Source organism: Deltaproteobacteria bacterium, assembly GCA_016875395.1.
Classification (GTDB): Bacteria; Myxococcota_A; UBA9160; order UBA9160; family UBA6930; genus VGRF01.
In genome coordinates, this window is sequence record VGRF01000056.1 from 1 (window position 1) to 8,558 (window position 8,558).

The following is an 8,558-nucleotide window of genomic DNA, read 5'->3' on the forward strand; positions in this document are numbered from 1 at the left end:
CGTGGATGAACCGATTCCGCCGGCTCCTCGTCCGCTGGGAGAAGCGCGAGCAGAACTACGAGGCAATGCTCCATCTCGCCTGTGCCTGGATCACGATGAAACTGGCTGGGGTTTTCGGATAGGCTCTAAGTTCTGCTAGGCACGGAACCTGCTCACTGCCTGCGATGTCTGCTCGCGGAGGAAATGCGTTGATGTCGTCGTGGAGGATCGTCGCCAGCGCATCGCTGGTCTGTTCCCTGCTGATCGCCGCCTCGGCGCACGCGGCGACGGAAGCTCCTCGGGTCTCCGGCAGCTGCTCCATCGAGTTCCTGGGAACCTCGACGTTGCACGACTTCGAGGGCACCGCTCCGTGTGCCGTGCTCACCATCGAGTCCCCGGATGCGAGCGGACGCTATGGAGCGCGCGCCGAAGTCGCGGTCACGGCGATGAAGACGGGCATCTCCGCGCGCGACAAGCGCATGCGCGAGATGTTCGACGCGAAGCGCTTCCCCACGATCGTTGCGGCGTTCTCGAACGTCGATCCGGCAGCGCTGCGCGTGCAAAAGGCGCTGCCCTTCCGCATCACGATTCACGGGCGCGAACGGCAAGCGACGGCCGTGATCGAGCGCTTCTCCGAAACGGACGGGCGAGAGGCACACATCGTGGCCAGCTTCGATCTTTCGCTGAAGGACTTCGCGCTCGAAGCGCCCGTCGCGATGGGATTCATTCGCGTGGGCGACCTCGTGAAAGTGACGGTCTCCGTCGATCTGAAGGCGCTCCCCGCCGGGTCTGCCGCTCCCTCGGCGCGCTGAGAGATCTCTCGCATGGAACGCCCCTCGCACGATGGCGCTCCCGGCGTCCCGGTCCCGATCGCCGGCGCGCATTCGCAGCCTCGATCGCTGGCGCGCGAGCCCGGACGCTACGGTGATTACTTCGCACGCGTTCCGTGTTGGCTGCCGCGACTGACGCCGCCGTGCGAGGAGCGCTGACGATGCGCATCGCGTCCGTGGGCACCGCACTTCCGCAAAATTTCTATGGCCAGGGCGAACTGATCGACGCCCTCGCGAAGCTCTGGTCGGGGCGCTTCCACAACCCGCGGCGCCTCGAGCAGATTCAGCAGAACACGCTCGTCGGCGGGCGCCACCTCGCATTGCCGATCGAGGCGTACGCGTCGCTGACGAGCTTCGGCGCCGCGAACGACGCCTTCATCCGCTGCGGGCTCGAGCTCGGCGAGCGCGCGATTCGCGAGGCGCTCTCGCGAGCGCAGCTCACGCCGCGCGACGTCGACCACGTCTTCGCGCTCTCGGTCACCGGAATCGCCGCGCCGTCGCTCGACGCGAGGCTCGTGAATCGCCTCGGCCTGCGCAGCGACGTGAAGCGCACGCCCATCTTCGGCTTGGGCTGCGTCGGCGGCGCTGCGGGCATCGCGCGCGCAGCGGACTACGTGCGGGCGTTTCCGCGCGAAACGGCGCTCGTGCTCTCGGTCGAGCTCTGCTCGCTCACCCTCCAGCGCGGCGACGCGTCGATCGCGAACGTGATCGCGAGCGGCTTGTTCGGTGACGGCGCAGCCGCGGCGATCGTGCGCGGCGCGGAGACCAGCGCGGCCGGACCGCGCGTGCTCGCGACGCACTCCGTCTTCTATCCGAACACCGAGCACGTGATGGGCTGGGAGGTCGGCGACGGCGGCTTCCGTGTCGTGCTGTCCGCCGACGTGCCGGAGATGGCCGCGGGCCTGCGGCCCGACGTCGACAAGTTCCTCGCCGAATCCGGCCATGCGCTCGCGAACGTCGGCGTGTTCGTGTGCCACCCCGGCGGCCCGAGAGTGCTCGAGGCGGTCGAGGGCGCGCTCTCGCTTCCGCGTAGCGCCCTCGCCGCTTCGTGGGATCACCTCGCGCGCGTGGGGAACCTGTCGAGCGCGTCGGCGCTCTTTCTGCTCGGAGATGCACTCGCGCAGCCGCACGCGACCGGAACGCTCGGCCTCCTGCTCGCGATGGGCCCGGGCTTCTGCAGCGAGCTGGTGCTGCTGCAGTGGTGACCCTCGACGCCGCTTATTTCGCCTTCGTCGCCGCCGTCGCGGCGGAGCGCGGCCTCGAGCTGTGGCTCTCGCGCCGCAACGCAGCGCGCGCCCTCGCGCGCGGCGGAATCGAGCTGGGCCGCGAACACTTCGGCTGGATGCGCGCGATGCACGCCGCGTTCCTCGCCAGCTGCGTGCTCGAGCCTTGGCTGCTCGAGCGCCCTCTGGATCTGCGTCTCGCGCTGCCGATGCTCGCGCTCGCGCTCGGCGCACGGGCGCTTCGGTACTGGGCAATCGCTGCGCTCGGCGAGCGCTGGAACGTGCGCGTGATCGTCGTGCCCGGCGACTCCGTCGTGGCGCGCGGGCCCTATCGCTGGCTGCGCCATCCGAACTACACCGCCGTCGTGATCGAGCTACTCGCGCTCCCGCTCATCCACGCTGCGTGGCTCACCGCACTCGTGTTCAGCGCGCTGAATGGTCTGCTGCTGCGCGAGCGCATTCGCGTCGAAGAGCGCGCGCTCGCGGAGCACTGCACCGGAGGCGAGCAGCTCGGCGATCGGCCGCGGCTCGTGCCACTCGGGAGCGCGCGATGAGCGAGACCCTCGACGGGCTGCTGCGCCTGGTGCGCGAGCGCTTCCCGCGCGTGGGCGAGATCGACTCGCAGACGCGCATCGTGGCCGACCTCGCGCTCGATTCGATCCAGCAGATCGACTTGCTCGTCGAGCTCGAGAATCACTTCGCGATCGCGCTCGAGCTCGAAGATGACGGCGTCGACACGCTCGGTGAGCTCGCCGCGTGCATCGATCGCGCGCGGAGCGCCAGCCGTGTCTGACACGCTCGCGACGCGCTTCGAGGCGGCCGCGCGCGGCAGCGGAACCATCACGTTCGTCGACGCGCGCGAGAACGAGACGAAGATCGCCCACGCGGAGCTGTTCGGGCGCGCGCTGCGCGCTGCGGGCGGACTCGCGGCGCGCGGCATCGTGCGCGGCGATCGCGTGGCCGTGATCGCCGCCACGAGTCCCGAGTTCTTCGACGGCTTCTTCGGCGCGGTGCTCGCGGGCGCAGTGCCGGTCCCCCTCTATCCGCCCGTTCGACTCGGACATCTCGACGAGTACCACGAACGCACGTCCGCGATGCTCGCCGCGGCGCGCGTTCGGCTCGTGCTCACGGATTCGCGCACGCGCCGCGTGCTGGGCCGCACGATCGAGCGCGCGCGCCCGGAGCTCGGCTGCGCGCTGCTCTCGGAAATTTCGGGAGCGCCGGCAACGCCGAGCTCGCGGGATCCGGATGCGCTCGGCTTCATCCAGTTCTCGTCCGGTACGACGCAAGCGCCGAAGGCCGTTGCGCTCACCCACCGCCAGATCCTCGCGAACGTGGACGCGATCGGCGCTGCCATCCTGGGCGCGTATCCCGAGAGCGATTCCTTCCGTCACGTCGCCGCGAGCTGGCTGCCGCTCTACCACGACATGGGCCTCGTCGGCGGCGTGTTCACCTCGCTCTTCCACGGCCGCGATCTCGTGTTGATCCCGCCGGAGCACTTCATCGCGCGGCCCGCGCTCTGGCTCCGCGCGATCTCTCGGCACCGCGCCACGATCAGCCCGGCGCCGAACTTCGCTTATGCGCTGTGCGCCGAGCGCATCCGCGATGACGAGATCGCGGGGATCGATCTCTCGGCGTGGCGCGTCGCGATGAACGGCGCAGAGCCCGTGACGCCGCGCGCGCTCGAGCGCTTCGTCGAGCGCTTCGGCTCAGTCGGTTTGCGCGAGGAAGCGCTGACGCCCGTGTACGGCCTCGCCGAGGCGACCCTCGCGGTCACGTTCAGCACGCTGCGCGAGCGCTTTCGCGTGCTGCGCTTCGACGCCGAGGCGCTCGCTGGGAAGCGGAGGGCGATTCTCTCTCCCAGTGGCGTACCGCTCGTCTCGCTCGGCCCTCCGCTCGCCGGCTTCGGTCTCCAGATCGCCGACGACTCCGGTGCGCCGCAAGCCGAAGATGTGCTCGGGCGCGTGCGCGTGCGCGGGCCATCCGTGATGAGCGGCTACGACGGCTTGCCCGAGGAAAGCGCGCGCGTCCTCTCGGGCGGCTGGCTGGACAGCGGGGACCTCGGCTTTCTCCATCGCGGCGAGCTCTTCTTGTACGGACGCGCCAAGGATCTCGTGATCGTGCGCGGCAAGAACTACGCGCCGCAGGACTTCGAGCGCGCGCTCGACGACCTCGCTGGCGTGAGGCCGGGGTGCAGCGCGGCGGTCGGTGTGCTCGCACACGATGGAAGTGGCGAGGAGCTCTGGCTGTTCGTCGAGCGGACCCACGATGCCGGCGCGAGCGACGAGGAGCTGGGCACGGCGATCCGCGTCCGCACGCTCGAGCGCAGCGGCCTGCGCCCAGGGCGCGTGATCGTGCTCGCGCCGGGCACGCTGCCGCGCACGTCGAGCGGAAAGATTCGGCGGGCGGAGACGCTTCGGCTCGAGCGCGCAGGCGAGCTCACGGCGCCCGCGCGGGTCTCGCTGCCGCGTCTCGCACTCGAAATGTTGCGCTCGCTGCGAGCCTTCGCGCGTGCGCGCAGTTGACGCGCTCGTCGTCGGCGCCGGGCCCGCGGGACTCGCGTGCGCGACGCTGCTCGCGCGGCGCGGACTCACGGTGTGCGCGATCGAAAAGCGCGAGGCGCCGCTCGACAAGGCGTGCGGCGAGGGCGTCATGCCCGCCGGCGTCCGCGCCCTCGCGGCGCTCGGCGTCGAGGTCGGCGCGCTGCGCGCGGCGCCGTTCGTCGGCGTGCGCTTCATCGACGGCGCGCGCGAGACCTCCGGGAGATTCGCGAGCGGCCCGGGCCTCGGCGTGAGGCGCACCGCGTTGTCCACCGCCCTTCGCGCGTGCGCCGAGAAGGCCGGCGCCGAGCTGCGCTTCGACTGCGCGCTCGAGCGATTCACCGCGGACACGTCGCGCGTGCGCGCACAGACATCGCAGGGTGAGCTCGAGGCGCGCGTCCTGATCGGCGCCGACGGCCTCGGCAGCCGCGTGCGCGCAGCCAGCGCGCTCGCGGCGCCACTGCCGACGCGCAGGCGCTTCGGCATGCGTCGGCACTTCCGCTTGGCGCCGTGGAGCGAGTACGTCGAAGTGCACTGGTCCGAGGGCGTCGAGGCATTCGTCACGCCGGTTGCCCGAGACGAAGTCGGCATCGCGCTGCTCTGGTCGGGCTCCGCTGCGCGCTACGACGAGCTTCTGACGCGCTTCCCGGCGCTCGCGATGCGCGTCCGCGGCGCGGAGCCCGCGAGCGAGGTGCGCGGCGCGGGACCGTTCTGGCAACGCGCTCGGCGGCGCTGCGCCGGAAACTCCGTCGCGCTGCTCGGCGACGCCGCGGGCTACACCGACGCGGTGACGGGCGAAGGCATCACGCTCTCGCTGCTGTGCGCGAATGCGCTCGCAGATGTGATCGCGCGCGGCGCGCCTCTCGCGGAGTACGAACGCGCCTGGGCTCGCGCGACGCGGGCGCACCGCGCCATCGCCGCCCTGCTCGGCTTCGGTGTCGCGCATCCGCGCGCGCGCCGCGCTGCATTTCGTGCGCTGAGCGCGCAGCCGCGCGCGTTCGAGATTCTGCTGCGCGTCGCGGCGAGCGAGGAGCAGCCGTGGAGAAGCTGATCGCCGCCTGCATCCGGCGCCCGCTGCTCACCGTGCTCGGCGGGCTGCTCGTCACGCTGGCGCTCGGCGCGGGTGCGCTCCGGGTCGGAACCGACAGCGGCTACGCGGCGTTCCTCGGCTCGCAGCACCCGGCGATTCGCGCGCTCGAGTCCGTAACGAATCGCTTCGGAGGCGGCGTCCCCTTCGCGATCGTCTACCGCTGCGCGCCGCCGGCTCCGTGCGCGAGCGTGTTCGATGCGAACGCGCTCGCGATGGCGCACGCGCTCAGCAGCGAGATCGCAGCGATTCGCGGCGTCGCGCGCGCCGAGAGCGTCGCGACGGCTCCACTCCTCGCGCCCGAGCTCTTCGACTTGCCGCGAGCGCGCCAGCTCTCGCCGGAGGGGACGCCGGTCAGCGATCTGGCCGAGCTGATTCCGCGCGCGCTGCGCGACCCGCTTTGGGTCGGGCAGATCGTGTCGAGCGACGGCCGCGTCGGCGCGGTGATCGTGCAGCTCGCGGACTCCTCGGGCGCCACCGCCGAGCGGGTCGTGGACGGCGCGCGCGCGGCGCTGGCGCCTTGGGAGGCGCGCGGCTTTCGCTTCGCGCTCTCCGGCGGCCCCGTGGAATTCGTCGTCGCGGGCCGCGAGCTCGATCAGCAGGTGCAGCGCCTCGTGCCGGCGATCGTCCTGCTCGTGGGCGTGATCGTGCTGCTCGCCTTCCGCGCGCTCGCGCCGGCGCTGCTCACGCTCGGCTGCGCGGGCGCCTCGCTGATCTGGGCCGTGGGACTGCAAGGTTGGCTCGGCTGGCCGCGCACGAGCTTCTTCCAAGTCTTGCCGCCGCTCATGCTCACGGTCGGCGTTTGTTATGGCATCCACCTCGTCACGGCGTTCGCCGAGCGACTCTCCGAAGCCGAAGGCGAGAGCCGCGAGCAAGCTCTGCGGCATGCACTCGCGGAGGTCGCCTCGCCGGCGCTCTTCACGGCGCTGACCACGGCCGCCGGCTTCATCTCGTTCTTCACGAGCGGCCTCGAGAGTCTCGTGCGCTTCGGCGTGATCGCCGCGTCCGGGGTGATGGCGGCGTTCGCGACCGCGTTCCTCCTCCTGCCGATCCTGCTCGTGCGCGTGCCCGCGCGCTGGATCGTGGCGCCGCGCTCGCACGCGATGTGGAGCCGCCTCGTCGGCCGCATCGCCGACGCGGTCGGCCATCGCCGCGCGTGGATCGCCGGCGGCGCGCTCGTCGTGACGGCTCTCGGCGTCGCGGGCATCGGCCGGCTCTCGATCGACGCGAGCTTCGAGCAGGTGTACGGAGAGCACAGCCGCGTCGTGCGGTGGGCGCGCGAGGCGGCCGCGCTCCGCAGCGCCGACTCACTCGAAGTCGCGATCTTCCTGCCGCCGGAGATGTCCGTGACGGACCCTCGCGCGCTGCGCGCCGCCCTGCGCGTAGAGGCGCTCGCGGCGCTCGACGGGATCGGACGGCCGCTCTCGATCCTCGCGCCGATGCGCGAGCTGAACGCTCTCGTGCATGAGAATGCCCTCGCGCTCTCGGGCCCTCGCGCGACTCCCGAGCGGCCCGGCCAGCTCTATCGCCTGATGCGCGCCGAGCAGCCCGACCTCGTGGCGCTTTTCGCGGCCGAGGCGCAAGGCGCAGAGCCCGCCGCGCTCCGCATCTCGTTCCAGGGTGAGAAGCTTCCGCAGGATGAGCTGCGCGCGCTCGTGGCGCGCGTGCGCGGCGAGGTGAACGCCGCGCTTCCGCCGGGGGCCACCGCGGTCGTGACCGGCCCGCTCGCCGTCGTGAGCGGCATGATCGACGAGATTCGCGACACCCAGATCGGGAGCTTCGGCTCCGCGCTGGCGCTCGTCGCGCTGCTCTCGGCAATCGCGCTGCGCTCGATCCCGCTCGCGCTCCTCGCGATGATTCCGACCACGGTGCCGGCTGTGCTCACGCTCGGCGCGATGGGGTTTCTGGGCATTCCGCTCGACATGGGCACGGCGATGGTCGCGTCGGTGCTGCTCGGACTCGGTGTCGACGAGGCGCTGCACTTGCTCGCGGGCTACCGCCGTCATCGCGAGGCCGGCTTCGCACGCGACGAAGCCATGCACGCCGCCCTCTGCGGCGTGGGCCGCGCGCTCTTCACCACCGCCGGAGCCCTCGCGGCGGGCTTCCTCGTGCTGTTCTTCGTGCCGTGGCAAAGCCTGTCGAGCTTCGGGCTCGTCACCGGCGTCGCGATCGGAGCCTCGTTGCTCGCGGACTTGTTATTGCTGCCCGCCGCGATCGGATCGCGCCGGCGCGCGCCCGCGCGTTCCGCCGCTCTCGCGAACGGCTGAGCCGAAGCACTCGAGGCGGTTCAGTCCGCGAACGCGGGAATGAGGTGCTTCGCGACCGTGCTCATGCCCGCGAGCACTTGCTCGTGCGCGATGTCGGCGTACTGGAACATGCACAGCAGCCGCGTGGCGCCGATGTCGCGGTACGCCTCCATCTTGCGCTTGCACGTCGCGACGTCGCCGATGATCACGGACGGCACGGGCAGGAGCACCTCGTACGCCTCTTCGTTCGAGATCGTCTCGCCCGCCGCGAAGCGCCGTAACACCTGCACGACGGGGTGATCTCTCTCGAGCGGAATCTCGGTCGTGACGCCGCCGCCGAGCGCGAGCGAGCGCTGCGCCGCGGGATCGTTCGGCAGGAAGTTCCCGCGAATCTGCGAGTACCAGATCTCGGGTGTCGCGTGGAAGACGCGCGGCGCCGCGGCCACGTACCAGATCGCGCCGAGCGCGGCGCCGCTCGCGATCGCCCGCTTCGTGCTCTCCGCCGCGTGCACGAACGTGAAGACGCCGGCCTCGCGATTCACGAAGTGGCCGGCGGGCTCCTCCATCTCCGTGAGTCCTTGTCGGTGCTCCTTCAGCAGCGCTTCCATCGGCCCGAGCTCGGTGAGCAGCGTGGTGCCGAGCGCGCCGACGCC

General features: G+C 71.4%; 9 protein-coding genes. 8 read left to right on the plus strand and 1 reads right to left on the minus strand.

What is annotated here, in order from left to right:
* The 8 genes from FJ091_21685 to FJ091_21720 all read left to right on the plus strand — a co-directional run.
* On the plus strand, nt 1-122 hold a 122-nt coding region (locus FJ091_21685; GenBank protein MBM4385966.1), incomplete at its 5' end, for an IS5/IS1182 family transposase.
* 201 nt (nt 123-323) lie between these two features.
* Nucleotides 324-791 (plus strand): YceI family protein, encoded by a 468-nt coding sequence (locus FJ091_21690; GenBank protein MBM4385967.1) that lies wholly within the window; start codon nt 324-326, stop codon nt 789-791.
* A 179-nt stretch (nt 792-970) separates the two neighbouring features.
* On the plus strand, nt 971-2,014 hold the full coding sequence (locus FJ091_21695) for a type III polyketide synthase (GenBank protein ID MBM4385968.1): 1,044 nt from the start codon (nt 971-973) through the stop codon (nt 2,012-2,014).
* Nucleotides 2,011-2,586, plus strand: a complete 576-nt coding sequence (locus FJ091_21700) for a hypothetical protein (protein ID MBM4385969.1) — start codon at nt 2,011-2,013, stop codon at nt 2,584-2,586. The genes FJ091_21695 and FJ091_21700 overlap by 4 nt, the downstream gene beginning before the upstream one ends.
* A complete protein-coding gene (locus tag FJ091_21705) occupies nt 2,583-2,825 on the plus strand; it encodes a hypothetical protein (GenBank protein ID MBM4385970.1) in 243 nt (80 codons plus the stop codon). Before FJ091_21700 ends, FJ091_21705 begins: the two co-directional genes overlap by 4 nt.
* Nucleotides 2,755-4,557 (plus strand): fatty acyl-AMP ligase, encoded by a 1,803-nt coding sequence (locus tag FJ091_21710; protein ID MBM4385971.1) that lies wholly within the window; start codon nt 2,755-2,757, stop codon nt 4,555-4,557. The genes FJ091_21705 and FJ091_21710 overlap by 71 nt, the downstream gene beginning before the upstream one ends.
* Nucleotides 4,544-5,623, plus strand: coding sequence for an NAD(P)/FAD-dependent oxidoreductase (locus tag FJ091_21715; GenBank protein MBM4385972.1), 1,080 nt, complete (start codon nt 4,544-4,546; stop codon nt 5,621-5,623). The genes FJ091_21710 and FJ091_21715 overlap by 14 nt, the downstream gene beginning before the upstream one ends.
* Complete coding sequence (locus FJ091_21720; GenBank protein ID MBM4385973.1) at nt 5,611-7,926, plus strand: MMPL family transporter; 2,316 nt, start codon at nt 5,611-5,613, stop codon at nt 7,924-7,926. The genes FJ091_21715 and FJ091_21720 overlap by 13 nt, the downstream gene beginning before the upstream one ends.
* A gap of 20 nt (nt 7,927-7,946) precedes the next feature.
* On the opposite strand, the gene FJ091_21725 is transcribed toward FJ091_21720, so the two are convergent.
* A partial coding sequence (locus tag FJ091_21725; protein MBM4385974.1) for a hypothetical protein occupies nt 7,947-8,558 on the minus strand: 612 nt, incomplete at its 5' end.